General features: G+C 68.9%; 16 protein-coding genes and 1 pseudogene. 10 read left to right on the top strand and 7 right to left on the bottom strand.

Annotation, left to right across the window (positions count from 1 at the left end; genetic code table 11):
- Positions 1-86 precede the first annotated feature (86 nt).
- From Q664_RS35740 to Q664_RS35720, 5 genes are all read right to left on the bottom strand, one after another.
- Positions 87-2,018 (bottom strand): response regulator, encoded by a 1,932-nt coding sequence (locus Q664_RS35740; protein WP_043406260.1) that lies wholly within the window; start codon positions 2,016-2,018, stop codon positions 87-89.
- Positions 2,008-2,472 (bottom strand): response regulator, encoded by a 465-nt coding sequence (locus Q664_RS35735; RefSeq protein WP_043406257.1) that lies wholly within the window; start codon positions 2,470-2,472, stop codon positions 2,008-2,010. The genes Q664_RS35740 and Q664_RS35735 overlap by 11 nt, the downstream gene beginning before the upstream one ends.
- A 9-nt stretch (positions 2,473-2,481) precedes the next feature.
- The gene (locus tag Q664_RS35730; RefSeq protein WP_235217006.1) at positions 2,482-3,714 is read right to left on the bottom strand and encodes an ATP-binding protein; all 1,233 of its coding nucleotides are present in this window, start codon (positions 3,712-3,714) and stop codon (positions 2,482-2,484) included.
- 114 nt (positions 3,715-3,828) lie between these two features.
- On the bottom strand, positions 3,829-5,343 hold the full coding sequence (locus tag Q664_RS35725; RefSeq protein WP_043406250.1) for an MBL fold metallo-hydrolase: 1,515 nt from the start codon (positions 5,341-5,343) through the stop codon (positions 3,829-3,831).
- Positions 5,340-6,629, bottom strand: coding sequence for an HD domain-containing protein (locus Q664_RS35720; protein ID WP_043406247.1), 1,290 nt, complete (start codon positions 6,627-6,629; stop codon positions 5,340-5,342). Before Q664_RS35720 ends, Q664_RS35725 begins: the two co-directional genes overlap by 4 nt.
- A 113-nt stretch (positions 6,630-6,742) precedes the next feature.
- On the opposite strand from Q664_RS35720, the gene Q664_RS35715 reads away from it, so the two are divergent.
- The 4 genes from Q664_RS35715 to Q664_RS35700 all read left to right on the top strand — a co-directional run bounded on the left by Q664_RS35715 (position 6,743) and on the right by Q664_RS35700 (position 11,141).
- Entirely contained in the window at positions 6,743-7,864 is a 1,122-nt protein-coding gene (locus Q664_RS35715) for a D-alanine--D-alanine ligase family protein (RefSeq protein WP_043406244.1), read from the top strand.
- Positions 7,827-8,210, top strand: coding sequence for a GNAT family N-acetyltransferase (locus tag Q664_RS35710; protein ID WP_052519077.1), 384 nt, complete (start codon positions 7,827-7,829; stop codon positions 8,208-8,210). Before Q664_RS35715 ends, Q664_RS35710 begins: the two co-directional genes overlap by 38 nt.
- A gap of 37 nt (positions 8,211-8,247) precedes the next feature.
- Entirely contained in the window at positions 8,248-9,789 is a 1,542-nt protein-coding gene (locus Q664_RS35705) for a transglutaminase-like domain-containing protein (RefSeq protein WP_084610571.1), read from the top strand.
- Between the two features lie 89 nt (positions 9,790-9,878).
- Complete coding sequence (locus tag Q664_RS35700) at positions 9,879-11,141, top strand: hypothetical protein (protein WP_043406242.1); 1,263 nt, start codon at positions 9,879-9,881, stop codon at positions 11,139-11,141.
- Between the two features lie 109 nt (positions 11,142-11,250).
- Here Q664_RS35700 and Q664_RS62370 read toward each other — a convergent pair whose 3' ends face one another.
- A complete protein-coding gene (locus Q664_RS62370) occupies positions 11,251-13,344 on the bottom strand; it encodes a thioredoxin domain-containing protein (protein ID WP_043406239.1) in 2,094 nt (697 codons plus the stop codon).
- Between the two features lie 162 nt (positions 13,345-13,506).
- Between Q664_RS62370 and Q664_RS35690 the strand changes: the two genes are divergently transcribed.
- The 5 genes from Q664_RS35690 to Q664_RS35670 all read left to right on the top strand — a co-directional run bounded on the left by Q664_RS35690 (position 13,507) and on the right by Q664_RS35670 (position 19,831).
- On the top strand, positions 13,507-14,865 hold the full coding sequence (locus tag Q664_RS35690; protein WP_235217005.1) for an ArnT family glycosyltransferase: 1,359 nt from the start codon (positions 13,507-13,509) through the stop codon (positions 14,863-14,865).
- 80 nt (positions 14,866-14,945) lie between these two features.
- Positions 14,946-16,703 (top strand): LVIVD repeat-containing protein, encoded by a 1,758-nt coding sequence (locus tag Q664_RS35685; RefSeq protein ID WP_043406236.1) that lies wholly within the window; start codon positions 14,946-14,948, stop codon positions 16,701-16,703.
- 119 nt (positions 16,704-16,822) lie between these two features.
- Positions 16,823-17,365: a DUF350 domain-containing protein gene (locus Q664_RS35680; RefSeq protein WP_043406233.1), complete on the top strand. Its 543-nt coding sequence runs from the start codon at positions 16,823-16,825 to the stop codon at positions 17,363-17,365.
- Between the two features lie 6 nt (positions 17,366-17,371).
- Positions 17,372-18,310, top strand: a complete 939-nt coding sequence (locus tag Q664_RS35675; RefSeq protein ID WP_063934816.1) for a transglutaminase domain-containing protein — start codon at positions 17,372-17,374, stop codon at positions 18,308-18,310.
- 204 nt (positions 18,311-18,514) lie between these two features.
- Complete coding sequence (locus tag Q664_RS35670) at positions 18,515-19,831, top strand: hypothetical protein (protein ID WP_052519076.1); 1,317 nt, start codon at positions 18,515-18,517, stop codon at positions 19,829-19,831.
- A gap of 168 nt (positions 19,832-19,999) precedes the next feature.
- Here Q664_RS35670 and Q664_RS55465 read toward each other — a convergent pair.
- Positions 20,000-20,623: pseudogene (locus Q664_RS55465) on the bottom strand (ATP-binding protein).
- 249 nt (positions 20,624-20,872) lie between these two features.
- Between Q664_RS55465 and Q664_RS35660 the strand changes: the two are divergent.
- Positions 20,873-21,418, top strand: a complete 546-nt coding sequence (locus Q664_RS35660; RefSeq protein WP_235217004.1) for a hypothetical protein — start codon at positions 20,873-20,875, stop codon at positions 21,416-21,418.
- The last annotated feature ends 2 nt before the right edge of the window (positions 21,419-21,420 follow it).

The following is a 21,420-nucleotide window of genomic DNA, read 5'->3' as shown; positions in this document are numbered from 1 at the left end:
TCTGGGAGAGGGTCAGGGTGAGGGTCTTCCCGCTGCGGACCAGGTGACGACCCTCACCCCCCGCCCTCTCCCAGAGGGAGAGGGAGTCACGACGCCGCGGCCAGCAGTGACTGCACCAGCCCGCGCAGCTCCTGGGTGGAGAAGGGCTTCTCCACGCGGTGGTTGGGCACCTGGTTCAGGAAGTCGCGGGCATTGGCCGTGAAGGCACCTCCGGTGAGGAACACCATCCTCCCGGCCAGCCCGGGCGAGTGGCTCGCGACCGCCTGGTGCAGCTCCATCCCAGTCATCTCCGGCATCATCAGGTCGCACAGGATGAGGTCGAAGCGCTCCCCACTGGTGAGCCGCGCCTGGGCCTCCCGCGCGCTCGTCAGCGCGATGACCTCGTGCTCCCGCTGCAGCGTCCGGCGGATGGCCATGCCGATCATCGGCTCGTCGTCCACCACCAGGATGCGGCCACGCCGGGACGCCACCGGCACCACGGCCTCCTTCGGCATCTCGCTCGGGCGCACGACGTTGGCTGCACGGAGGATGACGCGGAAGGTGCTCCCCTTGCCGACCTCGCTCTCCACCTCCATCCGTCCACCGAAGCTGGTGACGATGTCCTGACAGATGGGCAGGCCGAGCCCCGTTCCCACGCCCACGGGCTTGGTCGTGAAGAACGGCTCGAACAACCGCTCCAGGTTCTCCGGGGAGATTCCCGAGCCCGTATCCCTCACCTCGATGGCCAGGCCCTCGGAATGGGTCCGCGTGAGGACGCGGATCTCATTGAGCTCCGCGTTCCCCTCGGGGATGGCCTGGGCCGCGTTGACGAGCAGGTTCACCATCACCTGCCCGAGCCGGCCCTCGTGCGCCACGGCCACGAGCTGGTCCGTGAAGTCCCGCACCAGCCGGGCGCGGTGCTTGATTTCATTGGAGGCCATGCTGATGGCGCTCTCGAGCACGCGGTTCACCTCCACGGGCTCGGGCCGGACCTGCTCGTCCGCGCGCGAGAACATCTTCAACTGCCGGACGATGTCCCGCACCCGGGTGGCGCCGAGCTGCGCGTCGGAGACCAGCTTGCGCATCTCCTCCTGCTCGCCCGTGGGCAGCTTCAGCCGGGGGAGCATGTCCGACTCCAGGTGGCTGAGGTTGGCCACCGTGAAGGCGAGCGGGTTGTTGATCTCATGGGCGATGCCCGCGGCGAGCGTCCCGAGCGAGGCCATGCGGTCGGCGCGCACCAGGCGGGCCTCCATCTGCCTGCGATCCGTCAAATCCCTCACGAGCCAGACGATGCACGGATGGCCGTCGAACACGCTGGGCGCATGGGCGAGCTCCACGAAGACCGGAGTCCCATTCTTGCGCACCATGCGGATCTCCATGGGAGGCGGGGGCCCCTTCGTCTCCATCCCCGCCTGGTCATCCCGGGGGAGCAACGCACGCGACTCGGCGTGGATGAACAGCCCCTCCAGCTCGGCCCGGGAGCCGCCCAGCAGCTCATCCGCGGACGACATGCCAATCAGGGAGACGAGCGCGGGGTTCGCGTAGACGAGCCGCTCGTCCTGCGTCACGCCGATGCCATCGGGCAGCCGCTCGATGAGGGCGCGGAAGCTCGCCTGGGAGCGGCGCAGCGCCTCCAGCGTGCGCGCGTTCTGCAGCGCATAGCGGATGGAGCGCGCCAGGAGCGTGGGCGACAGCTGCGACTTGTCGAGGAAATCGGCGGCACCGGCCTTCAGCGCCTGCTCGTCGAGGGCCTCGTCACTCATCCCCGTCAGCAGAATGACCGGACCGAGCCACCCCTGCTGCCGCATCTTCGCGAGCAACTCCAGTCCCGTGCTGGCATCCAGCCGGTAGTCGAGCAGGCACACGTCATGGCGTCCGGTCTGGAGCTCCGCGAGCGCCTGCGCGCCGTTGTCCACCCACTCGAGCACCATGCGCCCCTGGCTGATGGTGCGCAGGGCATCGCGGGTCAGGACGAAATCATCCTCGTCATCCTCGACCAGCAGGATGCGGATGAAGGGCTGTTCTGCATCAGGTTTCATGGGGACCAGCGGGGCGTGGCAGTTCGACGATCTGGAACCAGTGCTTGTCGAGAACCTTTACGACCTCGACCAGCCCATCGAACGTCACGGGTTTGGAAATGAAACAATTGGCCCCGAGATCATAGCTGCGGAGGATGTCCTCCTCGGCCTTGGATGTAGTCAAGACAACCACGGGGATCTGCCGGAGCGTGGGGTCGGATTTGATCTCCCGCAGCGCCTCGCGGCCGTCCTTGCGGGGCATGTTCAGGTCCAGGAGGATCAACCCCGGCCGGGGAGCATTCTTGGGGTCCGAATAGGCGCCGCGCCGGTAGAGGTAGTCGAGCAGCTCCTCCCCATCTTCGACGAACCGCAGCTCGTTCATGAGCCGGCTCTCCTGCATGGCCGTGCGGGCGAACTCGCGATCGTCCATGTCGTCATCCGCCATCAGGATCGTGACGAGCTTTCGGTGTGGCATGGGTCCTCTCTACCTGGGTTGAGGGGGCTTGAGTGGCAGGGTGACGAGGAAGGTGGCCCCCTGGCCGGGAGTGCTCCGCGCGCCAATGCAGCCGCCGTGTCTCTCGACGATCTTCCGGCAGATGGCCAGACCAATCCCCGTTCCCTCGTACTTGCCCCGCCCGTGGAGCCGCTGGAAGACATTGAAGATGCGATCGAGATACTTCTCGTCGAAGCCGATGCCGTTGTCCGCCACCCGGAGCTCGCACTGCCCCGCGTCCGCATCCACCGTGGCCGAGATGGAGATGGACGGCGCCAGGCCTTCCTGGCGGAACTTGAGGGCGTTGCTCACGAGGTTCTGGAGGAGCTGGCGCATCTGCATCGGCTCGGCCTCGAGCGTGGGCAGCTCGCCGATGGTGACGGACGCCCCCGACTGCTCGATGGCCGTCTCGAGATCCCCCGACACCTCCCGGGCCACGCGCCCGAGGTCCACGCGGACGAAGGTGGGGGCCCTGGAGGAGATGCGCGAGAAGGAGAGCAGATCATCGATCAGCCTGCGCATGCGGCCCGCGGCGTTGCTCATCCGCTCGAGGTAGTCGCGCCCCTCGGGGCTCAGGGCCGCGCCGCACGTCGTCTTCAGGCGCTCGCCGAAGGTCTGGATCTTCCGCAGCGGCTCCTGCAGATCGTGCGAGGCCACGGACGCGAAGCTCTCCAGCTCCCGGTTGGACTGCTCCAGGCGGAACTGGGTCCGCTTGAGCTCCGAGATGTCCGTGAGGCTCATGGTGAAGCCGACGACCTCGCCCCCCGACCGGATGGGCCCCACATGCACGCCGAACCACTCGGGGCCGAAGCCGATGTTGGGCCGGTGCTCATAGAAGACGGGCTCACCCGTCGTGAGCACGTGCCGGACGTGACCCCGCACCATCTCGACGTCTTCCGGTGGGGTGAACTCACTGTTCTTCCTGCCCACCACTTCGGAGAGCGTCAGGCCCGGGAAGGTGTAGTTCATGTACCGGATGCGCTCGTCGGCGTCGCACGCCATCATCGCGACCGGCGACTGCGAGACCAGCACCTCCGGGCCGAACGTCTCATCCGACCGGATGCGGCGTGAATCGAGCTCACCGGACAGGGTGTTGAGCGCCGTGGCCAGCGGCGCCAGCGGCCCCTCTCCCACCCGGCACCGGACATTGGGCTCGTTCGCCGCCATCCGGGCGATCACCTCGAGCAACTCCTCGACCGTCGTCTCACTACGACGCGTTTCCAAGCAGGTGCCCCCTGATGGCACTTCGTGTCGACCGCACGAGGCCCCCACCGGGCCCCGCGGCTTCATTTTGATGGCAAAAAAGCGGCTGAATCAAACGAGCCCCCCGAGGAGGGCTCACGTGCGGAAGTAGAGGCCGGCGGACTCCCGGACCCTCCCCTCGCCCTGGAGTTTCAGCAGCACCGCGAGTGCGCTCCGCTCCGCCACCGGGTGTAGGAACGGGGGTGTGTCCGAGTACGCCCGCTCGACCACCTGCTCGAGCGAGACACCTTCGGCGGGCACGGCCTCCACGATGCGGGCCTCGCGCGCCGCGCGGTGGTCCAGGTACTCCTGGAGCTTGCCCGGCCCATCGGGAACGGCCGAGCCGTGCGAGGGGTGCAACGTCGTCACCGGCCAGTCCCGCAGGCGGGCGAGCTGCTTCAGGTACTCGGCCATGTCCCCCTCGGGCGGGTCGATGACGATGGAGCCCACGCTGGCCACCATGTCGCCCACCACGGCCGCGTGCGTCCGCTCGTCCACCAGGCACAGGTGGCCCCGGGCGTGCCCCGGCGTGTACAGCACGCGCCAGCGCTGGGGCGGGCTGCCCGCGAGCTCCAACACCTCGCCGTCCTCCAGCAGGCGGGCCGCCGGGACGTCCACCCGGTCCGCCGTCCGCGCGTGACACCACAGCGGCACCTTCAACCGCTCCGTCACCGCGCGCACGCCGCCCACGTGGTCCCCATGGTGGTGCGTGAGGACCACCGCCTGGACGCGGTGCCCCTCCGCCACCAGCGCGTCCACCAGCTTCAACAGCCGCTCCACCTCGGCCTCGTCGTCCGCGCCCGGGTCCACGATGAGCAGCTCGCCATTGCCCAGCACGTACGCGTTGGTGTGCGTGGCGGGAGGAAGCGTGGCCGTGCGCAGCGGGAACACCCGCACGCCCTGGTGGAACTCGATGCGCTGGGCGATGAACTCCGGGCAGTCCGGCTGAGCTCTCAGGCGCGCCAGGGCCCGCTCCGGCGTGTCGAAGTCCGCCATCACCCGCAGCACGTGCAGGGCGGGCGGATGCAGCAGCGCGGTGCCCTGCTCCCAGCGCGCCAGGGCCTCGGCCGGCTTCACCCACGCGGCCTCCGACAGCTCCCCGGGCCAGCATTCCGCCTGGGCGTACTCCGGCGCCTCCACCAGGTAGAAGAAGGTGTCGAAGCGCACCGGGGCGAACTCCGGCGTCACCCACCGCCCCGCGTCCGGGAAGTCCTCCGCCCGGAGCACCAGACCGTACCGCTGGAGCAACTCCGACCACGTGCTCCGCTTCTCCAACAGCGCGCGGCGGGCCTCCCGCACCTCTTCCGCGCTCAGCCGCCGGGCGCCCTCGGCCACGAGCACCCCGGCCTCCTCGAGCAGCTCGCGCGCCGCCGCCACCCGCAGCGCCGCGTCCTGCCCCGAGGCCCCGCGCACCGGCACCAGCGCGTCCGTCTTGTCCACCTTGCCGCCCGGGAAGGCGTAGAAGCCCCCGGCGAAGGCGAGCGCCTTCTCGCGCCGCACCCAGAAGACCTCCACGCCCTCCGGAGTCCCGCGGTAGGGCACCACCACCGACGCGGGCCTCGTCGCCGCCACGGGGGGCGGCGGCGGCATCCCGGGAAACGCCTCGCTCATGATTGGACCGCCTGTCCCAACAACCGCGCCATCATGTTGCGCGCGTCCTCGATTTGATCCGGCCGCACGTACAGCCGCGACAGCCGCACCGCGCCGCTGTAGCGCTGGTAGAGAGGCGTGTAGCGGGCCACCTCCGTCAGCCGGCCGGTGGACATGTCCGCGATGAAGAGGCTCGGGCCCGAGCCCTCCGAGAAGTACTTGGAGAGGACGCCCTTGGACTCCACCGTGAAGTGCTCGAAGCCGCCCGTCACCAGGGCGCTGCGCAGCACCTCGAGATCGTACCCCACGTCCCGCTCGGTGAACTGCGCCAGCAGCTTGAAGCCCCGGCGCGTGGAGATGCGCTCGGCCCACCGGTTCTTCGAGCGCCGCAGCGTGTACCAGAGCGCCACGTCGTCGCAGGCGAGGAAGGCCTCCGGGTCCGAGGGAATCTCGAACTCGCCGGGCGCCTCCTCGTAATAGCGCCGCAGCATGTAGTCGAAGTTCACCGAGGTGTGGTGGTAGTAGACGGAGACGAACATGTGGTAGCGGCTGAGGAGGAAGTCCTCGAAGGCGAACGCCGCCGCCCGGCTCAGCGCCAGGTAGACGCGCCCATCCTTCACCGCCGGATTCAGGTTCGAAATGAGCCAGTCCATGTCGTACCGGCCATAGTTGACTCCCGTATAGAAGGAGTCGCGCACCAGGTAGTCCATGCGGTCCGCGTCCAGCTCGCCGGACACGATGGCGCGCAGCAGCGGCGTCCAGTCAACGCCCGCGTGCGAGAAGCCTGGATCCTGCGGTGCCCGGGCCCCGGTGATGAGGCCCACCGCCGCCGCGGGGGTGATGCCCAGCGCCGCGTAACGCTGCTCGATGATGGGGGTGAGCGAGCTGTCGAGCAGCAGTTTGGCGGTGAAGTCCTCGTGGGTGGCCTGCTCGCCCTCCGCCACGGCATCCAACCAGGGAGGCAGCCGCAGGGTGGCCCGCGCCGGGGCGATGCGCTCCGAGGCGTGGGAGAGCGGCATGTGGCCCAGGTCGTGACAGAGCACGGCCAGACGCACCGCGGCACTGAAGCGGGCCCGGACGTCCGCGGGGAGACTGGAGCGGGCGGTGACGGCCTGGAAGACTCGGGAGGCGACGTGCATCGCGCCCAGCGAGTGGGCGTGCCGGGTGTGGGTGGCGCCCGGGAAGGCCAGGTCGCCGAAGCCCAACTGCCGGACGTGACGCAGCCGCTGGTAGTAACGGCTGTCGATGACGGCCTTCTCCTCGTCACTCACGTCGATGGTGCCGTGGATGGGGTCGCGAATCCGCATGGTTCTCCTCTCATACTTCCGGGACCAGCTCGGCGGCCAGCCAAACGGGCCATCTGTGAACTGTCATCCCCCGGGGGGACGTGCTAACCCTGGCCGCCGCACACGCACCACGCATGCATATCGCCATCCTGTACAACCGAGACCATGAGCTGTTGGAGGACGACCCGGGTCGGGAGGCGCGAGAAGACGTGACCCGCGTGGCCTCCTCCCTGGCGGACGCCCTCTCCCGCGGGGACACCCACGCCGAGCCGCTCGCCGTCGAGGGTGCCGGGCTGGAGTTCGTGGACGTGCTCGCCCGGACGCAGCCAGACCTGGTCATCAACCTCTGCGAGTCCGTGGCCGCGGACGCCCGGGGCGAGATGGTCATCCCCTGCCTGCTGGACATGCTGGGGCTGCCCTACACCGGCTCGCCGGCGCTCTCGCTGGGCCTGGCGCTGCACAAGGACAAGGCCAAGGAGCTGCTCAAGGCGCGCGGCGTGTCCACGCCGGGGTTCGCCCGGGTGGACCGGCTCGAGGACGTGGCCGCGGTGCAGCTGCCCTTCCCGCTGATCGTCAAGCCCGCGCGCGAGGACGCCAGCGTGGGGATTACCAGCGACTCGGTGGTGCACGACCGGGCCGCGCTGGGCCGCGCCGTGGAGGCCGTGCTGCGCACCTTCCAACAGCCCGCCCTCGTGGAGCAGTTCATCCCCGGGCGCGAAATCTACGTGCCGCTGCTGGGCAACCACCCGCGCCGGGCGCTGCCGCTGACGGAGATCCGCTTCGGCAAGCTCTTCGAGGACCGGCCCAACATCGTCACCTACGCGGCCAAGTGGGAGTCCGAGTCGCCCGAGTACCAGCACACGCCCACCGCGCCCTGCCTGCTGGAGGACGCCGCGCTGGAGGCCCGCCTGGTGCAGACGGCGCTGGATGCCTTCGCCGCCCTCGAGTGCCAGGACTACGGCCGCGTGGACCTCCGGGTGACTCCGGAGGGTGTGCCCTACGTCATCGACATCAACCCCAACTGCGACCTCCACCCCGAGGCGGGATTCGCCAAGGCCGCTCGCGCGGCCGGCATCGACTACCCCGCCCTGGCCACCCGGCTGGTCGAGATCGCGCTAGAGAGAGCCCATGCCCATGGACATCCGACCGCTCGAAGGAAAGGACCGGGAGCCGCTCGCCTCCCTGATCCGTCGAATCGAAACGTTCTCGCAGGAAGAGGTGGGAGTCGCGATCGAGCTCGTCGATCTCGCGCTTGAGCCGAACAACCCCGACTACAAGATTCTCGTCGCGGACCGCGACGGCACGCTGGTGGGGTACATCTGCTACGGCCCCACGCCGATGACGGAGGGGACGTATGACCTGTACTGGATCGCCTCGGACCCGGCGGTGCGGGGACAGGGCGTGGGCGCCTCGTTGATCTCCGGCATGGAAGCGGACCTGCGCCGCATCCAGGCCCGCATCATCCGCGTGGAGACGAGCGCCACCGAGGCCTATGGCCCCACCCGCGGCTTCTACGCCTCCATGAAGTACACGGAGGAGGCGCGCATCCGCGACTTCTACAAGGTTGGCGACGACCTCATCATCCTCACCAAGCGGGTCTGACGATCCAGGCCCACCCCGCGCCGGAGCACAGCGAGCGATGCGTCTTCCCAGAAGAGTCCTCCTTCCCGTGGGCGCCGCGCTGCTGAGCCTGGCGCTCGTGCAGTGCAAGAAGCAGGAGTCCCCGCCCCAGGCGGCCCCGGTCCAGGCCCGGACCCAGCCGGCTCAGGAGCAGCAGGCTCAGCAGGCGCAGGCTCCGGCCACGGTGTCCGACGTGCTCAAGGCTCCCCGTCCCCAGGGCGGCGAGTACCTGGGGCTGTACCTGGTGGACAAGAAGGTGGGCTACGTCTTCAACGACCTGGCCCCCGTCCCAGGCCGGAGCGACCGGGTGCGCAGCATCAACGAGCTGCACTTCAAGGCGCAGGTGGGCGCCCGGCTCTCCGAGCGCATCCACCGGGAGGAGCGCATCTACGAGTCGCGTCCCGGCGGCAAGCTGGTGGCCTTCACCATCGAGCAGCGGGGAGATGGCGGCAACCAGACGCTGGTGGGCACGGTGACGCCCGGCGGAATGAGCGTGGTGCGCAAGCGCCCGGGCATGCCGGACGAGACGGTGAACCTGCCGCCCACCCCGGAGGTGGTGGAGGACGCCGATCAAGTGCGCGTGGCGATCCTTCGCCAGGCGAACGTGAGCGGCAACGCGCTGGATGGGACGGACCTTGGCACCCACCCGGTGAGCACCACGGTGCACCCGGCGGAGGAGCGGCTCATCAGCGGCGTCAAGGTGAAGGTGGGCAAGGCCGTCAGCGTGTCGGAGAAGGAGAAGGTGCCCGTCACGGCGTATGTGGCCGAGGACGGCCGGCTGCTGGAGCTGGAGTACGGCCAGACGATGAAGGCCCGCGCCGAGCCCGAGGAGGTGGCGAAGCGGCTGGACATGGTGGAGGTGTTCGGCCTCACGCGCGTCGTGCTGCCCAGGCCGCTGCCTCCCGAGGCCCAGGCCATCCCCGGACAGGTGAAGCTGGTGATGGAGAACCTGCCGGAGAAGTTCCAGCGCGACACCTACCGGCAGAAGTACCAGGCGCAGCCGGACGGGCGCGTGCTGGTGACGATGTCGGCACGGCCGCCTGAGCCGAAGAAGCTCGCCCCGAGGCCGCTCGAGGACCCCGACGGCGGCGACAACCTCAAGAGCTCCATCATCGTCGAGAGCGACAGCGCGCAGATCCGCGAGCTGGCCTCGCAACTGGTGGCGGATGAGAAGGACGCCTACACGGCGGCGAAGAAGATCGTCGGCTGGGTGGCCACCCACCTGAAGAAGGACTACGGGTCGAGCGCGGACCGGGCCACTGACGTGCTGCGTCAACGCAAGGGGGACTGCACCGAGCACTCGCTGCTGACGGTGTCCCTGCTGCGCGCCTCGGGCATTCCCTCCCGGCGCGTGGACGGCGTCATCTACATGGTGAACCAGGACGGAGTCCCGGCCCTCTACTGGCACGAGTGGGTGGAGGCCTTCGTGGGCGAGTGGACCCAGATGGACCCCACCTTCAACCAGATGGTCGCGGATGCCACCCACTTCGGGGTGGGCCAGGAAGGAAACGCGGAAATCACCCCGCTCATTGGGACGCTCAAGGTCGTCGAGGTGAGATAGGGGTGGATCAGGCCCCCCCCCCTCTTGGCAACACGTTGGTGAGTCGACTATGCAGCCCCTGCCTTTGTGGCAATCAAGACGGGGGTTTCATGTACAAGTTGACGCAGAAGTTCCTGGCGGTCTCGCTTCTCGCCCTCGCGGGCTGTGAGTACGAGGCCAACAGTGGCCGGCTCGTGGGATTCATCGTGGACGGCCAGACCGGTCAGCGGTTGAACTTCTTCAAGGAGAACGGCGCCAAGGGCAACCTGGGCGACGACGGCGACAGCACGAGCCAGGTGTACGCGATCATCGACGGCGAGTTCCGTCGGGCCAAGCCGTGCGGCCGTGGTGATCTGAACGACAAGAACGCCATCGAGGCGGACGGTTGCTTCCAGATCGACAACATCCCGGAGGGGATGACGATCCCCATCTTCGCGCAGGCCCCGGGCTACGAGCGCTTCGTGGGTGAGTACACCTACGCGCTGCTCGACCTGGATCAGGAGCACGCGCAGAAGGTGGGCAACATCCGGCTGTTCCCCAAGGGCTTCTCGGTGGACTACCGGTTCAACGTGAGCTTCAACAACAACCCGGTGCCCAACGCCCAGGTCTTCTGCCAGTACACGCCGACGACCGACAACTCGCTGCAGGTGTCGGGCAACTTCCTGGCTCCGGTCACCACCGGGACCACCACCGTCACCGCCACGACCAACGCGGACGGCGTGGCGTCCATCCCGGGCTCGTCGCTCGTCAATGGCGCGAGCTACCGCTGCGAGGCGGTGATGGCGCAGTCCATGGACGGGTTGACCCTGTCGGGACAGGGCAACTTCGTGGCCGGCGTGAGCCAGGCCGAGCAGCGCATGGCGATGGGCGCCATCGGCTCGACCGACACCCTGCTCTACGCGGTGCGCTCCAACGTGGACGACGGCACCAAGTTGCTGGGCGCGGACGGCAAGCTGATCATCACCTTCAACCGTCCGATGGAGATCGTCCCGGGCACGGCGGATTGCCAGACCGCCACGGCGGGCATCGCCTATCCGGACAGCGACGGTGTCACGGGCGCCATTTATCCGACGCCTGCGGGCTCCCTCAGCAACGGTGTGTCGGAGTCCGTCACCGCGGAGGTCTCCTCCGACGGGCTCACGCTGACGCTGGGGTTCAAGGCGGAGCGGCCGTTCGATCCGGATGATCGTGGCACCTCGGTCACCTTCAACGGCATCATCGTGCACCCGCGCGGCGGCACCGCGTCCACCGAGGTTCGCGCTATCGGAGGCGTGGGCGCTTGCCCGGCCGGCGCCAGCTACCTCGGCGCGGCTGAGGTGAGCAGCCTACGCACGGGCGGCTTCACCCAGAACAACCGCATCCAGCTCTTCTAAGCCACGGATGTCGAGCCCGGAGCGAGCGGAAACAGCCGCTCGTTCCGGGTAGGAGCGGACGTTCATGGTCACACAAGACCATGGGCTCCGCCCGTGAGGTCCCCTGGAATCAGGCTCCCGCCGGAACCAGGGTCAGTTGTCTCGCGAACTCGCCCGGCTCCTTCATGGGTGGCTCGCAAGCGAAGTGGCGGCAGAGGTAAGCGGCGCCCTGGCCGCCCACCGGCTCGCGGCCCTCGAAGGTCTCCCGCATCGACGGTGGTACCGGCGCTCCCGGCTCCTTCCACGCGAAGGCGAAGGTCGGAGCGTAGGCCGCCCGGGTCACCGACAGCAGCGGCTCCACCAGCTCCCGGCTCCCGGAGAAGGTGACACTCGGCGCTCCCTCCGCCAGCGCGTCCGCGGCCAGCCCCAGGTGCCCGTACCCCATCGGGTTCTGCCGCAATTGGTCCCGCATGCGCGAGACGTAGCGCTCGGCCAGCTCCAGGTACTGCTTGTTCCCCGTCAGCGCCGCCAGCGCCACCTGCGCCTCCGTCAGCGTCGAGGCCCCCGAGGGGAACGCGTTGTCGAACGTCGCATAGGTCGCCACCACCAGGTCCTGCTGGTCCTTCGGCGCCGTCAGGTACGCCCGCTTCTCCGCATCCCAGAAGCGCGCTTCCGCTGCCTTCACCAGCGCCTCCGCCGCCTCCAGGTACTTCGGCTCGAAGGTCGCCTGGTACAGCGCCGTCAGTCCCGAGGCCAGGTCACCGTAATCCTCGAGGAACCCCGGGATGCGCGCCTGTCCCTCCTGGTACGAGCGCAGCAAGCGCTGCCCGTCCCACAGCTCCCCCAGCAGGAAGTCCGCCGACCGCCGCGCCAGGCCCACCCAGTCCGCCCGCCCGAAGACACGTCCCGCGAAGGCCAGGCCCCGGATCATCAGCCCGTTCCACCCCGCGAGGATCTTGTCGTCGCGCCCCGGCTTCACCCGCTGCTCCCGCGCCTCGAAGAGCTTCCGCCGGGCCTCTCCGAGCCGCGCTTCCACCTCCTCCACCGGAAGCTGGAAGTCCGTGGCCAGCGTCGCCACGGGCACCACCGCCTCCAGCACCGTGGCCCCGTGCTCGAAGTTGCCGCCCGGGGTGAGGCGGAAGTGGCGCAGCGCCAGCTCGGCCAGCTCCGGCGCCAGCACCTCCCTCACCTGCTCGGGCTTCCAGACGAAGAACTTCCCTTCCTCGCCCTCGCTGTCCGCGTCCTGCGTGGCGTAGAAGCCGCCGCGCGCGTCCGTCATCTCGCGCCGCACGTACTCCGCCGTCTCCTCCACCACCTTGCGCCACAGCGGCCTCGGCTCCACCTGGTACGCCTCCGTGTACAGGTGCAGCAGCTGCGCGTTGTCGTACAGCATCTTCTCGAAGTGCGGCACCGTCCACCGCTCGTCCACCGAGTAGCGGTGGAACCCGCCCCCCAACTGGTCGTAGATGCCGCCCAGCGCCATCCGCTCCAGCGTCAGCAGCACCGCCTTCTTCAGCGCCTCGTTGCCACTGTCGCGCCGCCAGGCCCGGAGCAGCAGCGCCACGTTCATCGGGTTGGGGAACTTGGGCGCTCCACCGAAGCCTCCGTTCACTCCGTCCACCCGGCGCAGCATGGACTCGCCCATGGCCACGATGTCCTCCCCCTTCAGCGCCCCCGCCACCGCGTCCAGACCGTAGCCGGCCAGCTCGCCCAGGCCCTCGCGGAACTCCTCCGACTGCCGCAGCACTTCCTCGCGCTTCGCCGTCCACGCGTCGTGCAGCGCCTCCAGCACCCTCGGGAAGCCCGGCCTCCCGTACTTGTCCCCCGGCGGGAAGTACGTCCCCCCGTAGAAGGGCAGCAGGTCCGGCGTCAGGAACACCGTCAGCGGCCACCCACCGCCCTGCCCCATCAGTTGCACCACGCCCTGGTAGATCTGATCCACGTCCGGCCGCTCCTCGCGGTCCACCTTCACGTTGATGAACCACTCGTTCATCAACCCGGCGATGGTGGGGTCCTCGAAGGACTCGTGCGCCATGACGTGGCACCAGTGGCAGGCCGAGTAGCCCACCGACAGCAGGATGGGCTTGTTCTCCGCCCGGGCCCGCGCGAAGGCCTCGTCCCCCCACGGGTACCAATCCACCGGATTCGACGCATGCTGGCGCAGGTAGGGCGATGGCTCTCGCGCGAGGCGGTTGTTCGCACCGGAAGGCGGAGTCTGGGCCACGGAATGCTCCTGACGAAGGGGAAGGGCGCACTTTGATAAGGGGCACACCCGGCGCGGGCAAGCTCCTCGGAGCGTGCGTGTTCCCCGGCACCCTTCCGAGTGTTCAGGGACGGGTGGAAAAGGGGCTGGGCAAATGCCCCGGGTTGCGCTTTGTCCTGGGTCGTGGCCGAGCCCCTCCCCACCCGCGCCCCCTCCCCCGTGACGCTCAGCCTCGTGGTGCTGGCGGTGAGCGCCGGGGTGCGGCTCGCGCTCGCCCTCGGCACGGACATCTACTTCGACGAGGCCTACTACTGGCAGTGGGCCCAGCACCTCGACTGGGGCTACTACGATCACCCGCCCCTGGTGGCCTGGCTCATCGCCGCGCTCGGCATCCGGCTCACGGCCCTGCTGTGCGGCGCGGGCACGGTGGCCGCCGTGTGGGGGCTCGCCCGGGACGTGTACGGAAACCGGGAGGCCGCCTGGCGCGCGGCCGCGCTGTGGAGCGTGGTGCCCGCAGGCATGCTCGCCGGAGTCTGGAGCACCCCCGACACGCCCCTGCTGCTCTGCTGGGTGCTCGCGCTGTGGGCGCTGTACCGCGAGCGGTGGGTACTGGCGGGGCTCGCCTGTGGGCTGGCCCTGCTGTCCAAGTACCCGGGCGTCCTGCTCGCCGCGGCCTTCGTCGCCGCCTGCGTGCGCGCGCGCCGTCTGCCCGCCGGAGCGTGGCTCACCGCGCTCCTCGGGGTGCTGCTCTTCCTGCCCGTCGTGCTGTGGAACGCGCGGCATGAATGGGTGGGCTTCGCCTTCCAGCTCAAGCACGGCCTCGGTGGCACCGGAGGCTGGCGCACCTTCGGAGAGTTCCTCGCCGGCCAGCTCGCGCTCGGCGGCCCCGTGCTGTTCCCGTTGACGGTGGTGTACGTCCTCCGCGGCCCGAGGGAGCAGTTCCTCCTGCGCGCGGCGGCGGCCGCTCCCCTGCTCCTCTTCGGCTACGCGTCCATCCGCACCCGGGGCGAGGCGAACTGGCCCGCCGCCGCGTACCTCTCCGCGTGCGTGGGGCTCGCCGGCATGCGCCCCGGGTGGTTCCGCGCCGCGGCCCTCGTCAACGTCGCCGGGGTGCTCGCGGTGGGCTCGCACCTGCTCTTCCCCCTGCTGCGCTTCGAGCGCGACGTTCCCCTGGCCCGCACCCACGGCTGGTCCGTGCTGTCCCAGCTCGCCGAGCCCTCGCGGCTCTTCCCCGGGCTCGAGCGCGAGGACGTGGCCGGCGTGTACTCCCCCAGCTATCAGCTCGCCTCCGAGGTGGCCTGGTACACCCGGCTTCCCACGAGCACCGCGGGAGGTGCCCGCTACAGCCAGTATGACCTCTGGCCCAGGCCCGTGGTGGCGCCCGGCCAGGACGCGCTGTGGCTCACCGAGGACAAACCGCCCCCCGAGGAGCTGACCGCGCGCTTCACCTCGGTGGAGGGCCCGGTGGAGCTGCCCGCCGACTTCCAGGGGCGCCGCGTGCACACCTTCTCCGTCTGGCGGCTGCGCGACGCGAAGCCCTGAGCGGCGCCGAGGCCCGGACGGCCGCTCCACCGCATCCGCTATGCTGCGCGCTCCTTCCCCGCCGTTCCGTGGAGCTCGCAATGCAGCGCATCCGTCTCGCCGTCCTGCTGTTTCTCCCGTTGGCCTTCGCCACCGGATGTCCGGACCCCCAGTGCAAGGGCACCTCTTGTGACGGCAGTGATGCCGGGCTGGACGCTGGAACGGATGCTGGAACAGACGCCGGAACGGACGCCGGAACCGACGCGGGCGTCGTCGACACGGGGGACTTCGAGGACAACGGCCCCTACGCCAACTGCCACTTCATCCAGGGCTCCACGGGCACGCAGTGCGGGGCGCTCCCCAGCTTCGACCTGTCCGGGTGTCCGCGCACCACGCTCGGCGGCGCCGGCCAGGAAGGCACCTTCACCACCCACCTCCGCGCCGATCTGAGCGACGGTGGCGTGCGCTACTCCGTCCAGAGCCACTCGCTGCGCAATGACGGCGGCGTCCAGACCTTCAACAGCTGGGCCACGCTCAGCCCCACCATGAGCCTCACCAAGCAGTTCACGAATGACACCTGGTTCGTGTCGCGGTTCACCACGAGCAGGCTCGCGGACGGCGGCACGAGCAGCTTCACGTGGAGCTATGCCGGCTGCTCGGCGCAGGATGCCAACCACGTCACCGGGTGCTACGTCACGTGCCGCGACGGGCAGGCCCTGGAGGTGGGCACCTTCAAGACCGCCCGCATCGTGCCCGCGCGCGGCGAGAGCGAGGCCAACGGGCTCACGCTCGTCTCCGAGTCGCCCGTCGTCTACCCGTATGACCCGGACTACACGTTCGGCATGCCGGTGGACGTCTACGTGACGAAGAGCCACGCGTATGTCGTGTCCCTCGAGAACGCCTACCTGGGCTGGGGCGGCCTGACGGTCTTCGACGTGAGCGACCCCGCGAACCCGCGGATCGTCAATCAGATCTCCGCCGAGAACGGTTACTGGAACGGCGTCTGGGCCAAGGGAGACGCCCTGTACGTGGCCAGCGGCAAGCATGGCGTCATCACCTTCGACATCTCCAACCCCGCCAACCCCGTCCTCACCCCCGTGCAGGTCCAGGAGGACGAGGACGCCCACACCGTCTTCGTCGAGGGCAACCACCTCTACGCCATGGGCGCTCCGACGCGCATCTATGACATCTCCGACCCGCGCGCGCCCCGGCTGCTCGGCCGCTACGTGCCGCCCGGCTCCGAGTCCTACCCGTACGCCTACGTGCACGATGCCTTCGTCTACCAGGGCCGGATGTACAGCTACTACTGGTCCTACGGCATGCAGATCAGCGACGTCTCCGTGCTGAGTGAGGAGCAGGGGCCCGTGCCACTCGGCGCCTACCGCTATGGCATCAACCCCGATGGCACCCCGATGCAGAGCTACGCCCGCAGCCACGCGGGCGCCGTGGGCACCTACGTGGATCGGCTCATCGCCTTCGAGGGCGGGGAGACCTGGGGCGCCCACCTGCGCGTGCTCGATGTGACCGACCCCACCCAGGTGAAGCTGCTCTCCCGCTACCGGCTGCGCGAGGAGGCCTCCATCCACAACATGATCCTCGATGAGGCCCGCAAGCGGCTCTACATCGCCTACTACCACGAGGGTGTCCGCGTCCTCGATGTCGCCAACCCCACCCAGCCTCGGGAGATCGCCTACTACAACAACTTCCGCTCCGAGGACCGGCTGCGCGGCCTGGGCTTCTACGAAGGCGCCATCGGCATCCGCGTCCCCAAGGTGCCGGACGTCACCCCCGTCAACGCGGGGCTGCTCTACGTCGTCGATACCTCCCGCGGCCTGCTCATCCTGCGCGAGACGAAGTGAGGCACCGGGGACCGGGGTGGGCGGCCGAACAGACCCTCACCCCGGTCCTCTCCCAGAGGGAGAGGGAGCGTTGAAGGGTTCCGTCCCCGCGGGCTTCCTCCTAGAGTGAATCCGCTCCCATGAACCTGCTCCTCGTCGCCGTCGGATTGTCCAAGGTGGTCTTCGGTGGGCTGGTCGCCGCGCTCGGCATCTGGCTCGCCTTCCGCGGCCTCAACCGGCTGCTCGGCACGGATCCCACCGTGGACCTGAGCCAGGGCAATGCCGCCGCCGGAATCGTCCACGCCGCCAGCCTGCTCGCCCTCGGGGTGTTGGTGCACAACGCCGTCAGCGCCACCTTCGACGCCGTGGACCTCACCTTCCGCGGCTCCTCCGTCGAGCCCTCGGCCCTGGGACGGCTCCTCTTCTTCGCCCTCACGCACGTGGGCGTCGCCCTCCTGGTGGGCACCGGCGTGCTCGCCCTCGGCGTGCTCCTCTTCGACAGAATCACCCCCGGCGTCGACGAGCTCGCCGAGGTGCGCCGCGGCAACGTGGCGCTCGCGCTCGTCCTGGCCGCCATCCTCCTCGTGCTCGCCTGGCTCACCGCGCCGGGCCTCCAGGCCACCCTCAACGGCCTCATCCCCTTCCCCGACCTTCCCCCCTCCACCTTCCAGTCTCCCTCCTGACCCTCCGTGGCCGACCCGCCGTCCAGCCCGTGGAAGACGCTCCTCCAGCTCTTCCTCCTCCTCCTGCTCACCTCGAGCTGCAGCTTCCTCGGGCTGCGCTGGTTCTTCATGCGCGGAGTCGGCTCCCACTCCCCCGCCCCGGGCACGGCCGAGCCTCCCGAGCTTCCCGGTACCCGGGGCACCCACCTCGGCATGGCGCTCGTGCCCGACTCCACCCCGCTGAGCCAGGCCCGCACCTATGAGTGGCGCGCCGAATCGCTCCTCCCGCCTGAGTACCGGTTGGGCTACGGCCTCGGGGAGTCGCTCGCGAGCTCGCTGGAGAATCAACACCGGGCCTACGGACGCAAGCTGCGCTTCCGCCCGCTGAGCCGCGCCCGCTTCACCTACCAGGCCCCGCCCGGGTGCCACCAGGACATGCGCTGCATCTACGCCGAGCTCATGCGCAGCAACGCCGAGCCCGTGCACGCGCTGGGCACCCGCTTCGTCGAGCACATCCGCGCGCGGCGGTTGAATGCGCTGGAGGCCGCCGAGCTCATCATCAGCTTCGTCCAGCGCATCCACTACACGGAGCCCCAGGGCGAGCCCTTCGGCATCCTGCCACCCGCGCTCGTCGCCGCGCGGGACGAGGGCGACTGTGACTCCAAGGCCGTGCTCGCGGTGATGCTGTTGAGGCAAGCGGGCATCGACGCGGCCATCCTCTACTCGGACCCGCTCGCCCACGCCGCCGTGGGCGTGGCCCTGCCCGTGCGCGGCCCTCCCATCCGCCTCGGCGACCGGGTGTACCGCTACGCGGAGCTCACCACCGAGGGATGGCCTCTCGGAATGATTCCGCCCCAGCACGACAAGCCACACTTGTGGAAGGTTTTGCCCCTGCCGGAACTGCCCGGAGAGACGGGCTCGACTGTGGATGGGGTGGACACTCCCGTGTCCGGAGACGTGGAGTAGTCGAAGCGGCATCTGGCCTGGAGGGTGGGTTCCCCGAACACGTTGGGGGACGAAGCTTCACTGCCCAACCCCGAGGCGCCCCCCTCGCCGAGCCCTTCTTCAACCGCCGTACTTCTTCACTCGCATTGGCTCCCTCCCGTGCATCCCGTTCGACACTCGGGCCGCACCGGAGTGCGTGGTGGGCACCCCTTACCGGAGGTCGCCATGCCGTCCCGCTCTCGCTGGCTCATCCTGTCACTGCTCGGCCTGTGGACCCTGCCCGCCTGCCTCGCGCTGCCTCCCGAGCAGGACGGAGAAGCCACCCTCGAGGCGCCCGCTCCCGAGCCGCTGCATGCGGCCCAGGCCACGAGCTGCCTCGCCAGGCCCCTGCTCACCGCCCTTGGCAAGAGCCGCGTGCTCGTCGGGGGGAAGATGAGCGATGACATCGCCGCGCAGGCGCCGTTCGACGTCCGCTACATCTACCTCGCCGGAGGGCTGTTCGACTCGGCGGAGCCCTGCGGCTCGTGTCTGAGTTGCAGCGCCCAGGCACGCTCCTGCTCCAACGCGAGCGGCGGTTGCGCCTGGTGGGGCTGCTGGCAGTGGGATCAGCAGGCCCCGGGACAGTACCTGCGTGACTTCCTCCAGGCCGCCGCCGTCCGCAGGCAGATTCCGATGATCACCTATTACGAGCTCCTCCACACCAGCGGTGTCGTGGATGGAACCGCCGAGGTGCTGCGGGTGGTGGATGTCTCCCTCATGCGGCGCTACTTCAATGACTGGCGTTTCGTGCTGCAACAGATTGGAAGCTCCACCGCCCTGCTCCACCTCGAGCCGGATTTCTGGGCCTATGCGCAGTTCCTCGCCCTGGATCCCCGCCTGCTGCCCGCGGCCGTCGCCTCGGCCAATCCCACCGACTGCGGACATCTGCCGAACTCGGTGGCCGGCATGGGGCGCTGCCTCATCTCCATGGCTCGCAAGTACGCGCCCAACGCCAAGGTGGGCCTGCATGCCTCGGCGTGGGCCACGAAGCTCGATGCCCACCTCAACACCAATCCGCTGCTCGATGTGACAGTGGAGGCCCGGAAGGTGGCCGACTTCCTGAGCCTGTGCGGCGCCGCCGAGGGGGACTTCATCGCCGTGGAGGCCAGCGACCGCGATGCCCAGTGGTACGAGGTGACCACCGGCACCCTCCGCTGGTGGGACCCGAGCAACTTCAACTACCCCAGCTTCCGCCAGGCCTTCACGTGGTCCAAGGCCCTCTCCGAGCGGCTCGGAAAGCCCCACCTGTGGTGGCAGCTCCCCGTGGGCAACATGTCCCTGCCCGGAACCTGGGAGCGGTGGCGCGACAACCGGCTGGATTACTTCTTCGACCACCCGGACCAGGTCGCCGCCGCGCATGGGTTCGGCATGGTCTTCGGCGCCGGAGTGGAGGGACAGACCAATACCTCCACCGATGGCGGCCACTTCGTGCGGCGCTCGAATGCCTATTTCTCCAGTGGAGGGCAGCCCGCTTGCCCCTCCGGGCTGAGTGAGGCGCGGTAGGGGGTGTCAGGCGACAGGAATTTTTGACCCCCTTACGTCACTAAAACCGACCCCCTCCCCGGGCCCGTTTTCCTACGTCGAAATGCTACGTCGTTCTGCGCCCTGCGTCCGCCTTCGCCTGCCCTCGCTGCTTCTCAAGCGAGGGCGGGCGAAGGCGACTTCCGAGGCTCATCGCTCGGATTCAACACCTGCGTCGGTGGTCTGCAGCGTGCCTCGGCCCATCAGCCCAGCCTTACTCTTCTGCCTCCACCGGTAGCTGTCGCCCCGGATGAGCAGCGTGTGGCTGTGGTGCAGCAGCCGGTCGAGAATTGCCGCGGCCAGCACGTCATCTCCGAAGATACCGCCTCACTGGCCCACCATCTGATTGGTGGTCACTAGCATGCTTCCCTTCTCATAGTGACGCGCCACCAACTGGAAGAAGAGGCGGGCGCTGCGCTTCTCGAAGGGCAGGTAGCCCAGCCCATCCACCACCAGCAACTTCGGCCTGGCGAAGTAGTTGAGCTTGTCCTTGAGCGCCCCTTCGCTCTCGGCCTTGGCCAGTTCCCGCACCAGCTTCTGGTCCACTGCGGGCTGTGCCTTGAAGTCGAAGTCCTCCAGCGTCTTCACCGTGGGGAAGTGCGCGATGGTGATTCCCATGCTCACCCGCTTGCGGTGCCTGGCCCCCACCTCCTCGCGCAGCAGCGCGTCGAGGAGGTCCAGGTACGTGGGCTCTCCTCGCGCCGCCTCCGCCAGCATCGCGTCCAGCAGCTCGGCCAGGTGTCCCAGGCGCAGCCGCTCCAGGTGCTCGAGCACGCGCGCGTGTACCAACTTTTGCTGTCGCTCTACACGCCATGAACGGCGAGCCCCGGGAGTTGTCAGCCCCATTGGGTATCCCCTTGGATTGGCTACCCATCGGGGGCCATCACCACGGGGATTCCCATGAAGCTGGCCGGAGCAGTGGTGCTGTTGGTGTTCCTCACCGGATGCGCGACAACCCAGAGAACGGACGGCCCCGGAACGGGAGGCTCTGGTCCTTCACCCTCACCGGGGGCCAAGCCCGCCGTGAAGAAGGAACTGCCCTGGTTGAACGTGCTGGGCGGACGGATGAAGACGACCCTCTTCTATGGCCCCTGGCAGTGCCGCCGGGAGTTCATGAACCAGTGCCAGACGGAGTGCGGCTCGGGCTACAAGCTCAAGGGCTGCATGTGGCTGGCCGACTTCAAGTTCGATTGGGAGGGAAGCCTCGTCATCCTCCCCGTTCCCGTCAAGGCCGGGAGCCGCTACGGCATCTACCACTGCTGCTGCAACTACACCGAACTGTCGAAGGAGGACACACGCGCCGCTCGCAAGAAGTGGGAGGGGAAGAGGGAGTCCTTCCGGCGGGGTTGGAGCGAGAAGTTCGGAACGTGGCCGGAGAAAGGTGACGTGTCCTGGCCAGGGCACCACGTCCGGGATCTCAAGCACGGGGGGGATCCGGTTGACCCCAACAACGTCATCCCCGCCGAGCCTGATGTTCACGAGGTATTCAACGAGCAATACCCCGCTTGCTACGACGGAAAATCCCCCTGGAATACAGTGGGCCCCGACCTGCCCTACACGGACAACTGACG

The sequence above is a fragment of the Archangium violaceum Cb vi76 genome, assembly GCF_000733295.1.
Classification (GTDB): Bacteria; Myxococcota; Myxococcia; order Myxococcales; family Myxococcaceae; genus Archangium; species Archangium violaceum.
Note: the sequence above shows the minus strand (reverse complement) of the source record. Positions and strands in the feature narration are given on the sequence as shown.

What these genes read in the sequence shown, in the direction of transcription:
- Q664_RS35670 (WP_052519076.1), top strand. Translation starts at nt 18,515, where the DNA reads ATGCCGTCCCGCTCTCGCTGGCTCATCCTGTCACTGCTCGGCCTGTGG.
- Q664_RS35740 (WP_043406260.1), bottom strand. Translation starts at nt 2,018, where the DNA reads ATGAAACCTGATGCAGAACAGCCCTTCATCCGCATCCTGCTGGTCGAG.
- Q664_RS35705 (WP_084610571.1), top strand. Translation starts at nt 8,248, where the DNA reads ATGCGTCTTCCCAGAAGAGTCCTCCTTCCCGTGGGCGCCGCGCTGCTG.
- Q664_RS35685 (WP_043406236.1), top strand. Translation starts at nt 14,946, where the DNA reads ATGCAGCGCATCCGTCTCGCCGTCCTGCTGTTTCTCCCGTTGGCCTTC.
- Q664_RS35725 (WP_043406250.1), bottom strand. Translation starts at nt 5,343, where the DNA reads ATGAGCGAGGCGTTTCCCGGGATGCCGCCGCCGCCCCCCGTGGCGGCG.
- Q664_RS35735 (WP_043406257.1), bottom strand. Translation starts at nt 2,472, where the DNA reads ATGCCACACCGAAAGCTCGTCACGATCCTGATGGCGGATGACGACATG.
- Q664_RS35680 (WP_043406233.1), top strand. Translation starts at nt 16,823, where the DNA reads ATGAACCTGCTCCTCGTCGCCGTCGGATTGTCCAAGGTGGTCTTCGGT.
- Q664_RS35720 (WP_043406247.1), bottom strand. Translation starts at nt 6,629, where the DNA reads ATGCGGATTCGCGACCCCATCCACGGCACCATCGACGTGAGTGACGAG.
- Q664_RS35700 (WP_043406242.1), top strand. Translation starts at nt 9,879, where the DNA reads ATGTACAAGTTGACGCAGAAGTTCCTGGCGGTCTCGCTTCTCGCCCTC.
- Q664_RS35715 (WP_043406244.1), top strand. Translation starts at nt 6,743, where the DNA reads ATGCATATCGCCATCCTGTACAACCGAGACCATGAGCTGTTGGAGGAC.